Genomic DNA, 18,952 nt, shown 5'->3' with positions numbered 1-18,952 from the left:
TTTGGAGATTATGCAATGCCAACCGAGCGTGCGGCTTCGCCGTTGCCCAGCATGCTGAAGAAGCTGGGCGTTATTACCGCCATCAGGGATACCCAACTGGTGGAACAGAGCCTGTTGCGTACTCTGGCGCCCATCCTCGGGGTGCTGGAAACGTCGTTGTACCGCACCAACAGCCAGCACCAGATCACCCATATCCTGCACCATTCGCGCACCGGAACGCGCGGCAGCGACGGCGCCGAACGCATCTCGGAGCGTATCGACGCGATCCGCAATGAAACCAACATCGCCGAGCATGTCAGTGAGTTGATCGACAACGTGCGCCTGCTGGGGCACGCCTGCCACCGGCAGCGCGAGGAGCGCCTGATCTTTTGCTATCCCCTGCGCAGCGGCGACCAGCAAAGCGGCTACCTGATCTTCGAGCGGCAGCGCAACCTGACGCCGATGGAGGAGGCGGTGGTGACCGGCGTGCTGCTGGTGTATTCCAACTATTACGCCTTGCTGGACTCCAGCCAGCGCGACCGCCTGACCGGCCTGCACAACCGCTATGCCATGGAAATCAGCCTGGACCGCCTGTGGGAGGAGCTGTCGGCGCAGCTGCACGCCAACGCCGTGATGGCGCAGTTGCCGGCCTTGCCGGCGCACGATTGCTACTGGCTGGGGGTGCTGGACATCGACAATTTCAAGAAGATCAACGACCAGTACGGCCACGTGATCGGCGACGAGATCCTGCTGCTGGTGTCGCGCGTGCTGGGCAAGACGCTGCGCCGCACCGACCTGCTGTTCCGCTACGGCGGCGAGGAATTCATCACCATCGTCGAGGCGCGCGACCTTGAGACCGCCACGCAGCTGTTCGAACGGCTGCGCAAGGCGGTGTGCCAGTACAAGTATCCGCAGGTGGGGCAGGTGAGCCTGAGCGGCGGCTTCAGCATGGTATCGACCACGGTGCTGCCCAAGTCCGTGCTGGAGCGGGCGGACCGGGCCATGTACGAGGCCAAGAAATCCGGCCGCAACTGCGTCCTCCACTACGATACGCTGCTGGCCAAGGGCGTGCTGGAGGAGGTGGAATCCGGCAGCATCACCCTGTTCTGATCCGCTAGTTCAGCTTGCCGGCGCCGGCGCTGGCCGGCACCGCCGTCAGCGTCGCCGTCGCCGTTTGCAGCGTGTAGGCATACGGCGGCGTCCACAGGTCGGCGGCGGCCGGCAGCGCATAGCCGCACTGGCCGTCGACCGCGCTGGTGCCGGACTTGTCGCTGGTGAAGATGTGGCCGGACGAGCGGAAGCCGATGAAGCTCTTGCCCTTGATGGCCTTGCCGCAGAACTCGGCCAGCTTGAGACCGGTGATGTTGTAGTAGTTATTCTGCAGCAGCATGTTCGACTGGTAGCGGGCGTCGGTGCCGCTTTCAAACTTGATGTCGCTGTTGGTGGTCGTGACGCTGCCGGTGACCAGGTTGTTAAACAAATGCACCTGGCCAAAGCGGTTCAACGGCAGGCGCGTGGTGGCGCCGTCCCACCAGTTGCCGGCGAAGGTCACGTGCAGCCGGCCGGCGTCGCTCCAGGCGCGGCCGCTGTCGCCATTGCCCACCAGCGTGGTCTTGTGGTGGTTGGTGAAATAGCTGTTGGCGATGGTGACGTAGTCGCTGCCGCGCACCACGTCGAGCGCGCCGTCGTGGCGGGTGGTGTACGCGCCGGTGGCCAGCGAGTCGGGCGTGTCGCCGTCGCCGATGGTCAGGTGGTCGAGATAGATGTTCTGCCCGCGCGAGACGGTGATGCCGTCGGCGTAGGCGTTGCCCGAGTCTTCGGGATTGACGTCCCACGGCGTATCGAGCGCCAGGTTGCGCACGATGACGTTGCGGGTCCAGGTCGGATAGTCGTCGCCATCCTTGCCGTCCGCAATCCACTTCTTGAAGTCGCTATCGGGATCGGCGCCGGCGGTCAGCGCCAGTTCGCCGCCGATCAGCAGCGCGGTGCCGGTGATGCGCGCCGGCCGGCCCTGGGCGTCGTTGATGCCGACCAGCGTCGTGTTGGACGGCAGGCTGATCGAGCCGCCATATTTTTGGTCGGAATAGCTGGTGTATTCGCGGAACACCGTGTTGTTCTGGCTCCAGCGCAAATCGATATGGCCGATGACGCGGATGATCTTCGGTTCGTTGCCGGCTTCCTGGATGGCGGCCACCAGCTGCTGGCCGTTGTAGACGGTATAGACGCGGTTGGCGATGGCGGACCCGCCGCCGGTCACCAGCACCTGCCCCTTGCGGGTCCACGCATGCCAGCCGTTGGCGGGCGCGGCGTCGCGCTCGAAGGTGAGCACGCCGCCGGTCGGGTCGGCGGCGGCGAACCGCCACACCGGCAGCCTGGGCGCGGCCATGTAGTTGGCGGGGGCGTGCAGGCCGTCCACCAGGACCGGCGCGGAATAATTGCGGATGCCGTATGGGGCTGTTTGCAGGGGCGTGCTGGCGCCGACGAAGGTCTTGGCGTCGATGGTGGCGGCTTGGGCGAAGGAAGCCAGCAGGCTGGCGGCGAGTACGAGATGTTTCATGGTTGTCTCCATTAGAAAATCACGATAGGTTGTTTACGATCCGTACCGGCGTGTCGGGGCCTTGCGCGCGGCAATGCCATATCGGCTTCCAGAGAAAAAACCGACGCGAATGTCAGCCGGCGGGGAGCGGGTGGCGCGACCGTGGCGGACATTTTCCAACTGGGGGACGGATCAATAATTCAGCATCCGACTGCGATGGCTGAAACAGGCACCTTGCGTACCTGTCGCCTTAGCGAAGAGGGCGGTGTCGCCGAGTTCGCGCAGGTCCAATATCGGCGCCGGTCGGCGACGATGGATCAATATTAGTCCTGAAGAAAAAAATATGCAATAAACAATCTTGCCGTCTTCAATCTTATTGCTTGACCAGCTCCACCCGGCGGTTCAGCTGGCGGCCGGCGTCGGCGTCGTTCGATGCCACCGGCGCATACGAGGCCACGCCTTTGGCGCTCAGGCGCCTGGCGTCGATCCTGTAGTCGGCGGACAGCGCCTTGACGACCGCCTCCGCGCGTTTTTGCGACAGCTCGATATTCTGCGCCAGCACGCCCTGGTTGTCGGTATGGCCGACGACATACACCTTCAGTTGCGCGTCCTGCTGCAGCAGCTTGGACATCTCGGCCAGCGCGGCTTTCGATTCGGGTTTGACTTCGGCCTTGCCGGTGTCGAAGTAGACGCCGTACACCGCCACCTTGCCCTCTGCCGCGATGCCCTTGGCCATGCCGGCGGCGTCCAGGCTGGCGCTGACCTTGCCGCCCTCCATGGCCTTGCCTTCGACGATTTCCAGATACACGCCGCCGTTCTGGTTCTGTACCGGCGCGGTGGCGTACACCGCCACGTGAACCGGCATGCCGTCCTTGGTGACGCCCTTGGCCAGCAGGTAGCGCGGCTCCATCCGGCCGTAGTTGAACGGACTGTGATAGTCGGAACTGCCTTGAATGAAATTATCCCCGAGGCGTTTATCCAGCCAGAATTCGCCGAAATTCACGCCGCAGGTTTCCTTGGCGCAGGAGAACACCGGCTTCAACCCGGCCTTCTCCAGTGCGGCCTGGTAGTTGCGCATCACTTCGAGCGAGGAGCGCTCCTTGGGGAAGTTATAAGCGATGCGGGTGTACTTGCCTTCCAGCTGCAGCGCGTTGTCGAACGCCGGCTGGTTGTTCTTGTTGTCGATGCGCTTACCCGCCGGTAACGTCACTTCGTCGAACTGCCTGACCTCGTAGCCGACCATCCGGGCGCCGTCAAAGCGCGACAGCAAGGCATGGTCCTGGCCGCCCTTGACCGTGTCCTTGGCCGGCATCTCGCCGTGGGCAAGTGGCGCCAGTCCGGCGCAGAGCGCCAAGGCGAGTAACTGGTATGCACGCATGTCTATCCTTCAGGTTCAATGATGTCACAATATTATGTCAATATTGCAATCATTTCCACCCTGTTTTCAACCGTGCGCCATATGCTATGTACCGAACATTACGCACGGAAATAGGGCCATACAATCAAAGTATTGCCTCGACGGGTGCGAAATGAAAAAACTGATGCTGGCCTTTGGCGTGGTGCACGCCCTGATCGCGCTGCTGTTCACCGGCGGCGCGCTGTTCCTGATCGCCATCGGCGCGCGCATGGGCTGGCATGCGGCCAGCGGCGGTTTCGACCTGGCCGCCGCGCAGGAGGTGATCGAGGCGATCGGCATCCTGGCCGCCGCCGTGGTGGCGCTGCAGATCGCCGAGACCATCGTCGAAGAAGAGGTGGTGCGCGATGCCGACATCAGCGCGCCGACCCGGGTGCGGCGCTTCCTGTCGCGCTTCTTCGTGGTCATCGTGGTGGCGCTGGGGATAGAAGGTCTGGTGGCGACCTTCCACGCGGTGCACGAAGACCTTGGCGAATTGCGGTACGTGGCCGCGCTGATATGCAGCGTTGGCGTGCTGCTGGCGGCCTGGGGCATCTTCGTCCACCTGAACCGCTCGGCCGAAGAACTCGAACCGGCGGCGATGGAAGAGGCCCAGGCCGAGGACCATAAAGTGCAGCCCTGATCAGCCGGCTGCGATCTGCCGCAGCGCCACGACCAGCTTGTCCAGCTGCGCCGGTTGCGTGAACAGCGCCGGCGTGACGCGGATGCAGCTGCCGCCTATCGGGCCGTGACGCACCACGGTGAAGATCCCGTGTTGATCCATCAGGCGCCGGGCGAGGGCGGTGTTCTGCTCGGGCGAGGTCAGGCCCGTCAGGCGGAACGAGGTGACGGCGCCGTACATGCCGGGCGTGTCCGGCGCGAGGATCTCGACCTTGGCGATCGTCCGCGCCTGGCGCACCCAATGGTCGCGCAGGTGGCGCAGGCGCGCACCCTTGCCGGCGACGCCGATCTGCGCATGCAGCTGCAGCGCCTTCGGGATCGTCATGATGCTGGCCGCATTGAGCGTGCCCGAATGTACCCGCGAGCGGATGTCGGTCACGGCGTAATCGCGGTCGCCGAGATGCACGCCGATGTCCGCCAGCCGCGTCTTGCGGATGTAGATAAAGCCCAGGCCCAGCGGCGCGCCTATCCACTTGTGCAGGTTGCCGCCGATGAAATCGGCCTGCAGGTCTGGCAGGCGGTAATCCAGCTGGCCCCACGACTGTGCGACATCAAGAATCACATCGACGCCGCGCTGCCGCGCCATGCTGGTGATCTCGTTGACCGGGAACACCAGCCCGGTGCGGTGGCTGATATGGGTCAACAACAGCAGCCGCGTGCGCGGGTTGTCGCGCAGCGCCTGCTCATACACGTCCAGCACCGCCTGGCGCGTCGCCGGCTCGGGGATGCGGACCACCTCCACGCGCGCGCCGCGTCGCTCGGCCAGGTCGTTCATCGCATACTGCATGGCGTCGTAATCGAGGTCGCCGTACAGGATGGTGTCGCCCTGTTTCAACAGCTTGTAGTTGGAGATCAGGTTCTGCAGCGACTCGGTGGCGCCGCGCGTGATCGCGATTTCGTCGGCCGGCACGCCCAGGTGCTGCGCCAGCTGGACGCGGATCGCCTCGATGCCGCCGCGATCGAATTCCTGGCGCAACAGGCGGGAATTGTCCCGGTTAAGGACATCGATGTTGCGCTTGAAGTCGTCGGCCACCGGCTTGGACATGATGCCGTAATAGGCATTCTCCAGATTGATGAAGTCCCGGCTCACCTCGTAGTGCCCGGCCACCGAACGCCAGTAGGCCTCATCGTCGGCCGCGGCGGGCGTCGATGGCAGCGCGGGGACAGCTGCTTGCGCCCCCAGGCTGTGCGTGGCGGTGAGGGCGGCAACGGCGGAGCCGTGGAGGAAGGCGCGGCGAGTCAGCGGATCTGTCATGGTCGGTCCTTGGAGTTGAGGGCTGAGACTATTGTAAACGGCCTCGCCAGCAACAGCGCCGCAAGCCCCAGCATGGCGGCCGTCCACAGCGGCAGCGACACCAGCTGCGCGCGCCATTCCGATACGCCGGACAAGGCGGGCGAGGGCGCAAACGCCGGCACCTGATCGAAATCGCGGAAGCCGTAGCCGTCCAGGCAGGTCGCCGGGCAGGGCTTGCGCTCGTCGCCCAGCGCCGACAGCTGGATCACCCGCTGGAAGTAGTCGCGCAGCCGCTGCTGGTGCTGCTGGACTTCGCCGAGGAAGCGCTGATGCCGCGCGCCGTCGTTGCCGGCGATGGTAGCCAGCACCTGATAGGCCAAGGTGACGGGGCTGAACACCACCGTCCGCTCGAACAGCTGCTGCTGGTTTTCCCTGGCCTGGTCGAACCGCCGGTCCACGCCGGCCATGACCCGCTCCAGTTCCTGCGCCCGCTGCAGCCGCGTCACGCTGGACGAGACCTTGTCGAGCGCTGTCGCCGGCCGCCAGTCCGGATGGCTGTCGTAGAAGCGCGCCAGGCTGTCGAGCTTGTTCGCGGCGACCTGGTCGCCGGCGTCGCGCATGGCCTGGACGTAGCGTTCGCGCTGCGGCACCGGGGCGCCGAGCTGGATCGCCGCCGTCATCGCACCGGGAAGCAGGATTGCCAGTACCAGCCAGGCGCCAAAGCCGGCAAAGGCCGCGCTCATGCGGTTGCCGCACACGGCGCAGATGGCGATGGCGACCGCCGCCCAGAACAAGGAATACAGCAGCACCACGCCGCTCCATGCGAGCAGCGCGGCGATGCCCGCGCCATCCGGGCTGACCGCGCCCAGCGCCAGCGCAGCGATGAAGCAGGCGGCCAGCAGCACGGCGGCGGCGGCCAATGCGCGCGCCACGATCTGCGCCACCAGCATGCGGCCCGGCCGCACACCTTGCAGCTGCAAGGCGCGCAGGCGCAGGCTTTCCCGGTCCTGGGTCAGCACGGAGGTCGTCAGTGCCAGCAGTATCAAGGGCCACAGGTAGACCACGAAGAACATCAGGTCGAAGCGGCCCGCCGCCAGCAGCGCGGGATGCTCGATTTCCAGCGCGGTGCGCACCGATTCCATCGATTCGGCGCGCACGCGGACGTAGGCCGGCAGCAGGTCGGCCTGGCCGATGGCCAGCGCGGCGCCCGGCATCGCCGGCTTGCCGGCAAAGCCGACGTGTTCGCGGAACGCATAGCCGCGCACGTCCACCGGCGTCTTGTACCACTGCAGGCCGGCGAACTCCGGCGCCGCGGGATCGGCGAAGTAGCGCTGTGCCAGCGCCTTGGCGTTGATCCTGGCCTGGACTTCCTGCTTGGCCGCAGCCGCAACAGCCTGGCGGTTGTGGCGGTCGAAACGCGCGCCTTCATACAAGCCGAAGGCCGCCAGCAAGAGGCTGACCAGCATCAGCACGATCGTGCCGCGCTCGCGCAGCTGGCTGCGCAAGTCGTAGGCGATCAGGGTGAATATCTGTTTCATCGTAAATTTCCGTTGCGTAGATGGCGCAAGCCGGTGGCGCACAGCGCCAGGCTTGCCAGGAAAAGCGCCAACAAAGGCAGCAGATGGCGCGATAGCAGCTTGCCCATCTCCAGCGGGTTGAACGTGAAGCGGAACGGCGGCACCTTGTCCCACAGCGAGCGGTCGCCGTCGTGGCGCACGCCGTTCACCTCGCGGTGTTCGGTGATCGCCTGGTTCATCACCAGTTGTATCGCGCGGCGCTGCTGTTCTGCGCCTTGGACGAACTGGATGTGATGCTCGGTGTCGCTGCCTGCCACCGCACTGGACAAGCCGGCCGCCGCCACCGATGGCGACAGCCATCCGGCCAGCGCCGCCACCGCCGTCTGCCGGCGCATGGCGTCGAACAGCAGGCCATAGTGCTGGTCGAAGATATGGTCGCCATGCTTCTCGCCGCGCTGCAGGCTGATGCCGGCCCAGTTGACCGGCAGGTCCTTGACATCGCCGACGCCATACTCGCGCAGCAGCTGCTCCTTGTCGCGCCTGGCCTGCCCGGGATCGTCCGGCATGCCGAGCGCGCCATCGAGGCTGGCGCGGAAGTGCTGCATGGTCGGCAGCGGCGCGGCCAGTTGCGCCAGTTCGACGGCGGTGCGCGGTATCACCAGCGTGGTGATTGCCCACAGGCCGATCAGCACGGCCAGGCTGCTGCGCAGGTTGGACGCCCATGCCGAGACGCCGGCGATCAGCGCCGCCCAGGTGCCCAGGTACACCAGGTAGCCCAGCGCAAACAGGACCGCGCGCGGCCCGCCGTCGCTGAACGGGCTGCGGCTGTCCAGCGTCCATTCCAGCACGCCCACCGCCACGCAGGCCGGCAACACCAGGATCGTCGCGAGACACAGCAGCACCGCGCCGCGCGCGCATGCCAGTGCGCTCAGCGGCGCGGCGTTGATGCGCAGCGCCGCCAGCGTGCCGCGTTCGCGCTCCGCCGCGAACATGCCGAAGCCGAGGAAGATCATCGCCATCGGCGCCAGCACCTGCAGCACGAAGGCCGGGTTGAGACGGAACTGGCGATTGACGCCCGGTTCGTCGTTGGCCGGACGGTACACCAGCTCATTCTGCTTGTGTGCCTCCAGCCAGACGCTGGCGCCGACGTAGCGCTCGATGCCGGGATCGAGCGCGGCCAGCGCCGACAAGGGCTTGAAGACGTACACACCGTAGTGGGCCGCAGCGTGCGGATATTTCTTCCCTTGCCGGGACCAGCGCTGCTGCTCCGCCTGTTGCGCGTCGGCGCGCGCGTCCAGCGTGGCGCGCAGCTCCAGCGACGACAGCAGCGCCGCGCATGCCGCCAGCGCCAGGCCGACGCCGATCACCAGCCACACGCGCCAGTCGCGCCGGCGCTCGCGCCAGTCGGCCTGCCAGGCGCCCGCGCAGGCTCGCGTCCAGCGCCGCAGACCGGCGTGGCGCTCAAGCACGGCGGGCGAGAATGTCGAGGTAGTTGCGTTCAAGTTCGCCTGCATTCAGTTCTCCCAGTTTCCATTCACCGGCCAGTCGGCCGCCTACCAGCATGCCGCAGCGGTCCGCCAGTTCCTGCGCGCGGAACAGATCGTGCGTTGCCATCAATACCGCCGCGCCGTCGTCGGCCAGATCGCGCACCAGGTCGCCGAAAGCGACGCTGGCTTCAGGATCCAGGCCGGAGGTCGGCTCGTCCAGCACCAGCACCTTCGCACCCTTGGCCAGCGCCATGACGATGCCGACCTTCTGCCGCATGCCTTTCGAGTAGCCGTGGGCCATGCGGTGCCAGGCGTGTTCGGGCAGGCCGGCGCGCGCCAGCAGGGTTTCGATCTCGCCGCGGTCCGGCTTGAAACCCAGCAGCTTCATGAAGAACTCGACGTTCTCGACGCCCGTCAGCCGTTCGTACAACGCGACGTTCTCGGCGATGTAGGCCGCATGCGTGACCGCCGCCCGCGCCGGCGGCAGCGGCGAGCCGGCCAGGCGGATGCTGCCGCCGTCGGCCTCGACGAAGCCCAGCAGGCAGCCGATGGTGGTGGATTTTCCGGCGCCGTTGGGGCCCAGCAGCGCATAGATCTCGCCGCCGCTGACGTGCAGGTCCAGGCCGTCCACCACGGTGCGGCCGTCATAGCGCTTGCTCAGTTTTTCGATGCGTATCATGGCTGCTCCTCAGAAGGCATAGCGCACTTCGCCGAACAGCGTGCGGCCCGGATACGGGTGCAACTGGTAGGCGCGGTTGTTGTTCAGGTTATCGACGCCGATGGCGACCTCGGTTCCCTTGGCCGGCTTGAGCAGCAGCCGCACGTCGAGCTGGCTGACGCGCGACACCGCGCCGTAGACGTCGGTGTTGTAGTCGCTGTTGGTGATCTCATTGAACTGCGCGCCGGAATAGCGGTAGGTCGCCGATGCGCTCCAGGTGTCGGCCGGCGCATACACCAGCGTGGTGGCGGAACGCACGCGCGGCACCCGCGTCCAGTTCTTGCCCAGCGACGGCAGGTAGTTGTCGTTCTCCAGGATGGTCGATTTGCTGAAAGCGATATTGGCTTCGGCGCTCAAGCCCTGGATGCCGAGCCGGTCCAGTTGGCCCACCAGCTCCAGGCCGCGCGTGCGCACCCGGCCGATGTTCTGCACATTGGTCACGTTCGGGAACACGTTCAGGTTCAACTGGCTCCAGATGGTGTTGCGCACGTCGTCCTGGAACAGCGCGGCGCGCAGGCTGCCCAGATGGTAGCGCTGCTCGGCCATCAGTTCCAGCGCGGTCGAGCGCTCCGGCTTGAGATCGGGATCGTTGACGATGATGCTGCTGCCGGCCGCCGTTCCCTGGAACAGTTCCGATACGGTGGCAAAGCGCGTGCCGCGTCCGGCCGACAGGCGCAGGGTGGTGTCCACCGCCGCATCCCAGGCCAGCGAGAACTTGGGCGACCATGCCTGCTCGCTGCGCTCCGGATAGTATTGCGCTGTCGCCGGCGCCACGCGCTGGACGCCGTCGTGCGCCCGCCACGATTCGGCGCGCAGGCCGAAGGTCGCCTGCCATTGCGGCGCGAAGCGCCATGCATCCTGTGCGTACAGCGCCAGCGTGCGCGTCTCGCCGCCGACGAACTGGCTCTCCGCGCCGCCGGCGTTGCGCCAGTCCGCTGTCAGGCGGGTGGCCTGTTTCAGCCTGTAGTCGTCGCCATGCGCGCCGATGCTGACGGCATGCGCGCCGCCGGCATAGCTGGCTTGCGCATCGATGGCATTGAAGCCGCTGCCGTCGCGCACCACGGCGTTGCCGGCGCCGCCGCTGGCGGCCAGCGGGTCGGCGCTGCCGGCGTTACGCTGTACGTCTTCCAGGATGCGATAGCTGCTGGCGGAGACGCTGGTGTTCCAGCCGCCCTGGTTGCGGGTCCTGACCGTCAGGCCGGCTTGCGCGTGGCGTTCGTCGCGGATGTAGGGAATGAAGGCGGTGGCCGGCAGCACGAAGACGTTCGCTCCGTCGCTGACGCGGCCCGACCACACGGCGTTGCCGGCGGCGTCGCGCAGGAAGGTCTGGTTGCGCGTGACGCTTTCATTGGACCACCAGGCGGCAAAGCCTTCCGCGCTCAGGCTCGGGCTGAAGTCGTAGCCGAAAGTGGCCTTGGCGGTATTCTGCAGCGTGTGGTCGATGGCGCCGGCGTTGGCGCCGAAGATGGCGCGGCGGGTGCCGAACGGGCCGCTGTCGTAGACCACGCCGGTGACCGGCGTTGCGGCGCCGCCTGCGGGCGCGGCGAACGCGCCGGCCGCGTTGGCGGTGGCGGTGTAATACCCCATCGGCTGGCTGGTGGCGTCCTGGTGGTTGAGCATCAGCTTGTACCACAGGCCGGAGGCCAGCTTGTCGCCGATCAGCGCCGAGCCCTGGTAGTTGCGGTAGTGGTCTTTCAGGCCGTACTGGTCGAACGACTGGTCCTGTATCGCCATCCTGACGGAACCCGAGAAGCTTGTCGGGCGGCTGGTCGTGACCGCGATCGTGGTGCCGATGGAGTTGCCGGCGTAGAGCGCGGAGTAGGGGCCATAGAATACGTCGACGCGCGCGATCTCCTCCGGCGCGATCATGTTCCAGCGCGGCGCGTCGAAGCGGCCGAGGAAGTTGGACAGCAAATAGCCGTCCATCGTCACCAGCGCGCGCGGCGCCTGCGTGGTCGAGAAGCTGCGGCCGCCCACCAGCGCGTTGCGGTCACCGCTATAGCGCTTGCGGATCGTCATGCTGGGCAGGTTGCGCAGGGCATCCTCGGGATTGAAGATGTTTTGCTGCTGGCGCAGCGCCTCCTGGGTCTTGCCGATGCTGTTGGCGGGCAGCTCCGGCGCGGCGGTGCCGCGGGCGCTGCTGATCGTCACGGTCTGCAGGGAGGCGTCGTCGTCCTCCGCATGGACGGGGATGCCCGCCGAGAGGGCGAGCGCGATGGCTGCGGCCATAGGCCGTATGGTTGTTTTCATGGCGTTGAAGTGGTCTACGAGTGGATGCGCAAGCGCAGGATTTATTGCAACTGACTTGCATAATAGCGGCGATCGGTTGTTAATGCAACATTCTTGCATTAGTGATTGCCGGTGGTGCCGGCCGGGGTCAGGGCAGCAGCTGATAGGCGACGGCGTATTGCACCATCTCGGACAGGGAGGTCATGCGCATCTTGTGCATGATGCGTGCCTTGTGGGTGCTGACCGTCTTGACGCTCAGGTCGAGCAGGCCCGATATCTCGCCGATCGACTTTCCCTCCACCAGCAACTGGAACACCTCGTGCTCGCGGATCGACAGCTGCGTATGCGCCAGCGCGGTGTCGGGCTGCATGGCGTCCCAGGCCAGCTGCTCGGCGACGCCGGGGCTCAGGTAGAGCCGGCCGGCGGCGAGCCGGCGGACCGCGGCCAGGATGTGTTCGAAGTCGCTGTCCTTGCACAGGTAGCCCTGGGCGCCGGCGCGGATGGCGCGCAGCGCGAACTGCGACTCTTCATGCATGCTCAGGACCAGGATGGGCAGGGCGGGCGCGGCGCTGCGGATTTCCCGGATCAGGTCTATCCCGGACAGGCCCGGCATGCACAGGTCCAGCAGCAGCACATCGATGCCGCCCTCGGCGGTCCGGCGCAATACCTGCGCCCCATCCTTGGCTTCGCCGACCAGTTCGATGTCGGCGACAGCGCCGAACAAGCGCGCCAGCCCCTCACGCAGCAGGGCGTGGTCGTCGGCGATCAATAATTTAATCATTCGTGCCTTGGCCGCCCGGAATCGGGTTCCGGGCGTCAGCGTTTCATCTGAGGCCTTGGTTGCGCCCGCAAGAGACAGGCGTGCTCGTGAAAGAATGGGCCGGAGAGTCCGACACCATGATCCGAATTGATCAAACCGTCCATGACTATTTCAATCGCGCGGCCCCTGCCGTGCATGTGCTAAGCCTGCGGCGCCGCCTCCAGCAACTGCTTCAGCGCGCTGGCGGCGAGCGGCGAGCTGACGTAGTTGCCCTGCAATTCGTCGCAGCCGTGCTCGCGCAGGAAGGCCGCCTGCTCCTCGGTTTCCACGCCTTCGCCGACCACTTGCACGTTGAGGCTGTGGCCGATGTCGATCAGCATGCGCGCCAGCACGCCGCTGTCGCCGGCAGGCCTGATCGCGTTGACCGCCGCCTGGTTGACTTTCAGGTGGCTGGGGGCCAGGTCCGGCAGGCTGCTCAAGCTGCTCAAGCCGTCGCCGAAGTCGTCCAGCGACAGGCGGATGCCGGCATCGTGCATCTGCCGCGTCAGCCCCCGGCTGAGCTGGGGATTGCGCAGCAGGCTGCTTTCGCTCATTTCCAGCTCCAGGTTGTGGGTGGGGAGATTGAGATCGCCGAGCCGGCGGCAGATATTGCCGATGTAATTCTGCTCGCTGAATTCGCGGTAGCCGGTATTGACCGACACCAGCAGGTCGGGGTGGCCGCTGTCGCGCATGTCGGCCATGAAGCGGGTGACCAGCTCGAACACCCGTTGGCCGATGGGGCGCACCATGCCGTTCTCCTCGGCCTCCAGCATGAAGGTGGCCGGCGTCAGGATGCCCTGGCGCGGATGGCGCCAGCGCAGCAGGGCCTCGACGCCGTTGCACGTGCCGCTCCTGGCGCCCCGGCGCGGCTGGAACAGCAGGAAAAATTCCTGGTTCTCCAGCGCCGCCCGCATCTCGGCTTCGAACTTGCGCTTGGCGTCCGAGCTGGACTTCATGTCCGCCGAGTAGAAATGCACGTCGCTCTTGCCGGTGGACTTGGCGTGGTACATGGCGATGTCGGCCGATTTGACCAGGTCGATGGCGGCGTCGCCGTCGTGCGGATAGACGCTCACCCCCATGCTGGCGCCGACCGGGATTTCGCTGCCGTTGAAGGAGATCGGCTTGGACAGGCCGTCGCGCAGGCGGTCGATCATGCGCAGCGTGTAGCGCAGCGACGGCTGGTTGGCCAGCACCAGCACGAATTCGTCGCCGCTCAGGCGCGCCACGGTGTCGGTCTCGCGCACCGACGCCTGCATGCGCTTGGCCACCGAGGTCAGCACCATGTCGCCGGCCTCGTGGCCGAAGGTGTCGTTGATCAGCTTGAACTGGTTCAGGTCGATCAGGATGGTCGCCACCAGTGTCTTGTTGCGCTGGGCGACATGCAGCGCCTGTTCCAGCCGGTCCCACAGCAGGTTGCGGTTGGCCAGGCTGGTCAGCGGATCGTGGTTGAGCCGGTGCTCCAGGTGCGAGGTGCGCTGCTTGACGGCGGTGACGTCGTTGATGACGCCGATGTAGTGGGTGGCCACGCCGTGTTCGTCGAGCACCGGCGTGATCGACAACTCGTTCCAGAACAGCGTGCCGTCCTTGCGCAGGTTGCGGAAGATGACGTTGACCTCGCGCCGCTCGCTGATGGCGTCGCGCAGCTGGGCGCGCTCGTCGTCGTCCAGGCCTGGCGCGGCCATGAAGCGGGAATCGCGGCCCATCGCCTCGGCGGCGCTGTAGCCGGTGATGCGCTCGAAGGCCGGGTTGACGTACTCGATCGGGTTATCCTTGCCGGCGCAGCGCGTGATGACGATGCCGTTGCTGGCGGCGTGCAGGGCGCGTTCGCGCAGCTGCAGCAGCCGCTCCTGCTGGCGCCGCTCTGTCTGGTCCAGGCCGATGCCGCACAGGTAGGCATTGTTGTTGCATTCGATGCGGGCGCCGGAGAGCAGATAGGAGCTGACCTTGCCGTGGCGGCTGACCAGGTTGGCTTCCAGTACGACCTCCTCGTTGTCGTCAAGCACCGCATGCATTCTTTGTTCGATGACGGGGCGATCGCTTTCGGCGAACAGGTCGGGCGCATAGGCGGTCCGCAGCTGTTGCGGGGTCATCTCGGTGACCTGCTCCAGGTTGCTGTTCCAGAGTACGAAATGGCCGTCCCGGTCGATCACATAAAAGGCGCCGGGCAGGAATTTGGTGATCACACCCAGTGTGGTGGTGCGCAGCAGCGCAGATTCCTCCCACGCTTGCGGCGTCGCATTCCGTTCCGGCTGCTGCTCCTTTTCCTGCCGCGGCTCCTGATGTTGATCCTTCTGATTGTCCATGATGTTTCCCGGTGAGGCCAGTCGTAGACGTTGGACCGGCGCCCGGGTTTATGGTTCAGCAGACGGAAAAGTCCGCCTCCCCATGCGGTTTCGATATGTTTACCGCGATAAAAGTGATTGGTCCTGCGGCGGCGATGCCTTTAGCATATACAGTCGCGCACCATTTTTATGAAAGAACCAAGATGTCAGCTATTAAACTTGCTATCGTAGGCGTGGGCAAAATCGTTCATGACCAGCACCTGCCGGCGATCGCGGCCAATCCCGACTACGCATTGGTGGCGTCGGCCAGCCGCAACAACACGGTCGAAGGCTTGCCGGGGTTCACCTCGATCGAAGCAATGCTGGCCGCCGTGCCGGACATCGACGCCGTGTCGCTGTGCATGCCGCCGCAATACCGCCATGCGGCCGCGCACGCGGCGCTGACGGCCGGCAAGCACGTGTTCTTGGAAAAGCCGCCCGGCGCCACGCTGTCGGAGGTGGCGGACCTGGAAGCGCTGGCCGCCTCCAAGGGACTGACGCTGTTTACCAGCTGGCACTCGCGCTACGCGCCGGCGGTGCAGCCAGCCAAGGCCTACCTGGCCGCCAACGCGCCATCCAGCATGCACGTGATCTGGAAGGAGGACGTGCGCCACTGGCATCCCAACCAGGACTGGATCTGGCAGGCCGGCGGCCTGGGCGTGTTCGATCCGGGCATCAACGCGCTGTCCATCGTCACCGAAATCCTGCCGGCGCCGGTCTTCCTCGCCAGCGCCAGCCTGGAATTCCCGGAGAACCGCGATGCGCCGATCGCCGCCGACCTGCATTTCCAGGATGCCGGCGCGCTGCGCGTGCACGCGGAATTCGACTGGCGCCAGACCGGCAAGCAAAGCTGGGACATCATTGTCGACACGGCCAAGGGCCAGGTCAAGCTGAGCGACGGCGGCGCGCGCCTGTGGATCGGCGGCGAGGAGCAGCCGCTGGACAAGGAGGCGGAATACCCGTCGCTGTACCGCCAGTTCGCCGCGCTGGTCAAGGCCGGCCGTTCGGATGTCGACGTCGCCCCGCTGCGCCATGTGGCCGACGCCTTCATGCTGGGCCGCCGCAAGGTGGTCGACGCCTTCCACGACTGATGCGCAAGGCCGCCTCCCGCGCCGGTGCGCTGTTCGCCGGCCTGCTGCTTGCCGCTGCCGCCCACACGTCCGCGCATGCCGGCGGCTTCGCCAAGGGCGCCGACATCAGCTGGATCTCGGAAATGGAGGCGGCCGGACGGCCGTTCCTGGACCGGGACGGCGGGCGGCAGGACCTGCTGGCCATCCTCAAGCGGCAGGGCATGGACTCGGTGCGCCTGCGCGTGTGGGTACATCCGGCCGACGGCTACAACGGCCTGCGGGACGTGCTGGCCAAGGCCCGCCGTGTCAAGGCGGCCGGCATGCGGCTGATGATCGACTTCCACTACAGCGACAACTGGGCCGATCCGGGCAAGCAGTTCAAGCCGGCCGCGTGGAAGGACTATACGGTCGACCAGCTGGCCGCCGCCGTGGCCGACCACACGCGCACCACGCTGGCGGCCCTGCGCGAAGCCGGGATAGCGCCGGAGTGGGTGCAGGTCGGCAACGAAACCACCAACGGCATGCTGTGGCCGGAAGGCGCCACCGCCACCGGCATGAAGAACTATGCGCGCTTTGTCGCCAGCGGCTATGACGCAGTCAAGCAGGTGTTCCCGCAGGCGCTGGTGATCGTCCACGTCGACAATTGCCACGACAACCCGCGGTTCCGCGCCAACTTCGACGGCTTGCGGGCCAACGGCGGCAAGTTCGACGTGATCGGCGCATCGTCCTATCCCACCACGGCCGAGGGCATCGGCTGGCAAGCCGCCACCGCCGCCTGCCTGGCCAACATGAACGACGTCAGCGCGCGCTATGGCACACCGGTGATGCTGGCCGAAGTCGGCGCGCCGTGGGACCACCCTCAGGGCAAGGCCATCATCGCCGACTTGATCGCCAAGACCCGCGCGGTCGACAACGGCAAGGGCATCGGCGTATTCTACTGGGAACCGCAGGCCTACGACTGGAAGCGCTATCCGATGGGCGCCTTCGACCGCAACGGCAAGCCGACCGCGATGATGGACGCTTTCCGCGAGTAGCCGTCGTGTAGCACGTTTGTGCTATAGCCTGTGCCGGAATGACACACTTTCTTTTGGCTTGGACCTGCCCGCGCCGCCGTCCCGGTCGCGCCATGCATGTCGCAGGCGAAGGGGGCTCCCGCGTGCGCGTCGATAGCGCCGACGCAAGGCGAGACAGGAGGAGGCTAGAGGATATCCCGCAGCGTTGTTTCGAATAAGCACACATTGTCACTTTTCTATAAGTGTTGGAAAATTGACACTGTGCTTTCCGGAGGAATAGATTGGCGTTTCGAAAATCTATTCATCCATTCCGGAGGACAACATGACTACCGCCCCCCATCTGCGCAAGCGCCGCTCGATTTCCGCCCTGCAGGCCGACTACGACAACGGCATCAAGCAGCCGCTGGAAGACCTGATGCGCGCCTGGAAGGGCATCAAGGAATTGCCGCCCGAGAGCGAGCACTCGTTCTTCCGGCTGGGCGGCTATCACGGTGAGCCGTTCCAGTACCGCCAGGCGGTCGACGCGCTGCCGCAGGAGGATATCTATGCCTACTGGGGTGGCTACTGCAATCACGGCAACGTGCTGTTCCCGACCTGGCACCGCGTGTACGTGCTGAAGGTGGAAGAGGCGCTGCAAAGCATCGTGCCCGGCGTGATGATGCCGTACTGGGACGAGTCCGATGCGCACTCGCTGGAGGGCGGCATTCCATCCGTGCTGACGCAGGAAAAATTCTTGCTCGACGGCGCGCTGATCGACAATCCGCTGCGCTCCTTCGTGCTGCCGGTGGCGTTGAGCGACCACCTGGGCAGCGATGAGCGCCTGTACGAAAAGCCGGCCGGCTATGAAGTGGTGCGCTATCCGCTGTCGGGACTGGTGGGCACCGAGGAGGCGCGCGCCGCGACCGCCAGGCACAACGCGAAGTTCCCCAACTTCGCCGACAACGTCAGCCTGCTGAACGACAATGTGCGGGCCTGGCTGCGCGGCGCAAAGCCGACGCCGGAAGATCCGCATCCGCGCCGCAACGGCATTTATGTCAAGTTGCAGGAATGCCTGAACGCCCCCAACTACACGGTGTTCTCCAACACCACCTCCGCCGCGCAATGGAATGCGATCATGCCGGGCAAGGTCACCTCGCTGGAAAGTCCGCACAATTCGGTCCACGTGGCGGTCGGCGGCTATGACTTCAAGGATATGAGCGGGGAGCACCAGTCGGGCCAGATCGCCGGCGCCAACGGCGACATGGGCGAGAATAATACGGCGGCGATGGACCCCATCTTCTTCTTCCATCACTGTAATATCGACCGCATGTTCTGGCTCTGGCAGAAGCGCCACGAGGCCACCAGGGAACTGAACATCATCGAAGGTTTCGCCGGCACCGCCGCCAGCGATGCGCAGGGGCCGACGCCGGGCTACAGTCCGGCCGCCACGCTGGACCTGGAGAGCCCGCTCCATCCGTTCCGGAAAGCCGACGGCAGCGTCTATACCTCGCTCGATTGCGTCGACATCGAGACGCAGCTGGGTTTCACCTACGAGGCCGGCTCGCTCGACGAAGACAGCATCCCGTCGGGCCTGCTCAAGGCGGCCGACATCTCGGCGGTCAAGAAGCTGCATGTCAGCGGCGTCAATCGCACCGCCGTGCAGGGCTCGTTCGTGTTGAGCGCCTATGCCGAGGTGATCGGCGCGGACGGCCAGCCGTACCGCCACGACCTTGGCCACAGCGCCGTGCTGAGCCGTTTTAACGTGGTCAAGTGCGCCAACTGCCTGACCCATGCGGACGTGATGGCGCACTTCCCGCTCAACGGCCTGAGCGACCAACAGCAGCAGACCGCGAAGTTCCACGTGTTCCTGCATACGCGCACCGGCACCATTGCGCTGACCCCGGGCGTGCAGCCGCAAACCAAGGCCTTGTTCAAGTCCGCCGCGCCGCTCAAGGCCGGCAAGCCGATTGAACTGCGCGTCATCGCCTAAGGCCGG

At 65.8% G+C, this 18,952-nt stretch carries 14 protein-coding genes; 5 read left to right on the top strand and 9 right to left on the bottom strand.

Annotated elements, in window-relative coordinates:
- Positions 1 to 15: 15 nt before the first annotated feature.
- Complete coding sequence (locus tag ACEN9F_RS07195) at positions 16 to 1,089, top strand: GGDEF domain-containing protein (protein WP_413419266.1); 1,074 nt, start codon at positions 16 to 18, stop codon at positions 1,087 to 1,089.
- Positions 1,090 to 1,093: 4 nt separating this feature from the next.
- On the opposite strand, the gene ACEN9F_RS07190 is transcribed toward ACEN9F_RS07195, so the two are convergent.
- Together ACEN9F_RS07190 and ACEN9F_RS07185 are read right to left on the bottom strand one after the other, a co-directional pair.
- Positions 1,094 to 2,536, bottom strand: coding sequence for a pectate lyase family protein (locus tag ACEN9F_RS07190; RefSeq protein ID WP_413419264.1), 1,443 nt, complete (start codon positions 2,534 to 2,536; stop codon positions 1,094 to 1,096).
- A gap of 352 nt (positions 2,537 to 2,888) precedes the next feature.
- Positions 2,889 to 3,893, bottom strand: a complete 1,005-nt coding sequence (locus ACEN9F_RS07185) for an OmpA family protein (protein WP_413419262.1) — start codon at positions 3,891 to 3,893, stop codon at positions 2,889 to 2,891.
- Between the two features lie 151 nt (positions 3,894 to 4,044).
- Here ACEN9F_RS07185 and ACEN9F_RS07180 point away from each other — a divergent pair, with 151 nt between their 5' ends.
- Entirely contained in the window at positions 4,045 to 4,551 is a 507-nt protein-coding gene (locus tag ACEN9F_RS07180) for a hypothetical protein (RefSeq protein WP_413419260.1), read from the top strand.
- On the opposite strand, the gene ACEN9F_RS07175 is transcribed toward ACEN9F_RS07180, so the two are convergent.
- From ACEN9F_RS07175 to ACEN9F_RS07145, 7 genes are all read right to left on the bottom strand, one after another.
- Positions 4,552 to 5,844 carry an aminotransferase class V-fold PLP-dependent enzyme gene (locus ACEN9F_RS07175; protein ID WP_413419258.1) on the bottom strand — a complete coding sequence of 431 codons (1,293 nt, stop codon included), beginning with the start codon at positions 5,842 to 5,844 and terminating at the stop codon, positions 4,552 to 4,554.
- Positions 5,841 to 7,361 (bottom strand): DUF3526 domain-containing protein, encoded by a 1,521-nt coding sequence (locus tag ACEN9F_RS07170; protein ID WP_413419256.1) that lies wholly within the window; start codon positions 7,359 to 7,361, stop codon positions 5,841 to 5,843. The genes ACEN9F_RS07175 and ACEN9F_RS07170 overlap by 4 nt, the downstream gene beginning before the upstream one ends.
- Entirely contained in the window at positions 7,358 to 8,842 is a 1,485-nt protein-coding gene (locus tag ACEN9F_RS07165; RefSeq protein WP_413419254.1) for a DUF3526 domain-containing protein, read from the bottom strand. Before ACEN9F_RS07165 ends, ACEN9F_RS07170 begins: the two co-directional genes overlap by 4 nt.
- Entirely contained in the window at positions 8,802 to 9,506 is a 705-nt protein-coding gene (locus ACEN9F_RS07160; RefSeq protein WP_413419252.1) for an ABC transporter ATP-binding protein, read from the bottom strand. Before ACEN9F_RS07160 ends, ACEN9F_RS07165 begins: the two co-directional genes overlap by 41 nt.
- A gap of 9 nt (positions 9,507 to 9,515) precedes the next feature.
- On the bottom strand, positions 9,516 to 11,774 hold the full coding sequence (locus ACEN9F_RS07155) for a TonB-dependent receptor (protein WP_413419250.1): 2,259 nt from the start codon (positions 11,772 to 11,774) through the stop codon (positions 9,516 to 9,518).
- A 148-nt stretch (positions 11,775 to 11,922) separates the two neighbouring features.
- Entirely contained in the window at positions 11,923 to 12,555 is a 633-nt protein-coding gene (locus ACEN9F_RS07150) for a response regulator (protein WP_413419248.1), read from the bottom strand.
- A 179-nt stretch (positions 12,556 to 12,734) separates the two neighbouring features.
- A complete protein-coding gene (locus tag ACEN9F_RS07145; RefSeq protein ID WP_413419246.1) occupies positions 12,735 to 14,876 on the bottom strand; it encodes a putative bifunctional diguanylate cyclase/phosphodiesterase in 2,142 nt (713 codons plus the stop codon).
- Between the two features lie 182 nt (positions 14,877 to 15,058).
- On the opposite strand from ACEN9F_RS07145, the gene ACEN9F_RS07140 reads away from it, so the two are divergent.
- From ACEN9F_RS07140 to ACEN9F_RS07130, 3 genes are all read left to right on the top strand, one after another.
- Positions 15,059 to 15,985, top strand: a complete 927-nt coding sequence (locus tag ACEN9F_RS07140; RefSeq protein WP_413419244.1) for a Gfo/Idh/MocA family protein — start codon at positions 15,059 to 15,061, stop codon at positions 15,983 to 15,985.
- Positions 15,985 to 16,998 carry an arabinogalactan endo-beta-1,4-galactanase gene (locus ACEN9F_RS07135; protein WP_413419243.1) on the top strand — a complete coding sequence of 338 codons (1,014 nt, stop codon included), beginning with the start codon at positions 15,985 to 15,987 and terminating at the stop codon, positions 16,996 to 16,998. Before ACEN9F_RS07140 ends, ACEN9F_RS07135 begins: the two co-directional genes overlap by 1 nt.
- 301 nt (positions 16,999 to 17,299) lie before the next feature.
- Positions 17,300 to 18,946: a tyrosinase family protein gene (locus tag ACEN9F_RS07130; protein WP_413419241.1), complete on the top strand. Its 1,647-nt coding sequence runs from the start codon at positions 17,300 to 17,302 to the stop codon at positions 18,944 to 18,946.
- The last annotated feature ends 6 nt before the right edge of the window (positions 18,947 to 18,952 follow it).

Origin of the sequence: Duganella sp. CT11-25, assembly GCF_047302815.1 — a bacterium.
In the GTDB taxonomy this organism is placed as follows: Bacteria; Pseudomonadota; Gammaproteobacteria; order Burkholderiales; family Burkholderiaceae_D; genus Rugamonas.
This window is presented reverse-complemented; position numbering and strand designations above follow the sequence as displayed.